This is a genomic window from Streptococcus sp. ST14 (assembly GCF_046098195.1).
Taxonomy (GTDB): domain Bacteria; phylum Bacillota; class Bacilli; order Lactobacillales; family Streptococcaceae; genus Streptococcus.
In genome coordinates this window covers 1-854 of record NZ_JBJUSF010000068.1, presented here as the reverse complement: position 1 = coordinate 854, position 854 = coordinate 1, and the positions used below count along the sequence as shown (strand labels likewise).

General features: G+C 41.3%; 2 protein-coding genes. Both read right to left on the bottom strand.

All coding sequences use genetic code 11. The features are described from left to right. A partial coding sequence (locus ACIY19_RS10835) for a hypothetical protein (RefSeq protein ID WP_409003404.1) occupies positions 1-617 on the bottom strand: 617 nt, incomplete at its 3' end. Further along, entirely contained in the window at positions 571-843 is a 273-nt protein-coding gene (locus ACIY19_RS10830) for a hypothetical protein (protein ID WP_000163602.1), read from the bottom strand. The genes ACIY19_RS10835 and ACIY19_RS10830, both read right to left, overlap by 47 nt. Positions 844-854 lie beyond the last annotated feature (11 nt).

Genomic DNA, 854 nt, shown 5'->3' with positions numbered 1-854 from the left:
GGAGCTACGAAATCAGCCATTTTCCCTTTATCAGAGTAAAGGGCTGGCAAAAAGTAACGTGAAAAGGCATCTAGTTCTCCTGTTTTTGACTGAATGGTTTTTAGATTTGAAAGTTCCTTGGATACGGCCGAGAGTTGCTTTTCTTGATGGTAAACTAGCGTAAGTGATAAGCCAGCAACTGTCAGACTTCCTACTAGACTCAATAACACCAAAACTCTTCCTAAAAACACCCAAAAAGAGCGTTTAGAAGAGGTTCGAGGTTTGGGAGTTTCATGTTTCAAGGAAGTGGCTTTAGCTTTCTCTTCAGGAGTCTTCTCTACATGTTTTGTTTCAGGCTGGCGCTTAAAGAAAGAGTTTTTTGCTTCTTTTGCTGGAGCCTCCTGGTGATTCAACGTACCAGGCTTCAGGAAGAGGCTATCTACAATTCCCTCAAACGGCAAATAGACATCTTCTTGGTAGATCACTACATTCTTTTTATCCAGTTCCTCTACCAATAAAACGGCCTCTGCCTCCTCATGCTTAACCTTGGCATTTTCTCGCTCTAGGGCTTGATACACAAGGTCTCGATTCTTATACGTTGTGGTCGTGTTTTGTGTCAGATTGGTTAAACGGTACATCTTTTTCAGCTCCTTTCAATTTTCCTTCAGCAAGAGCTGTTTCAATATCAGCCCAGGTTAAATTATGTTCGGCCAAGTAGTTTGACCGTTCCTCATGTTTGGCCAGAATGATTTGAGTTTCTAGCTGCTGCAGTTTATCTTCTTCCTTCTTGGCCTTGGTCATATAGTCAGCTAAGCGGTCTTCCGCTTTCTGTTTTTGTTTTTCCAAAGTTTCTAATTTTGTCATTGTTCCTTTTT

Excerpts from the sequence above, each read along its gene's own strand:
- ACIY19_RS10830 (WP_000163602.1), bottom strand. The coding sequence starts at position 843 with ATGACAAAATTAGAAACTTTGGAAAAACAAAAACAGAAAGCGGAAGAC.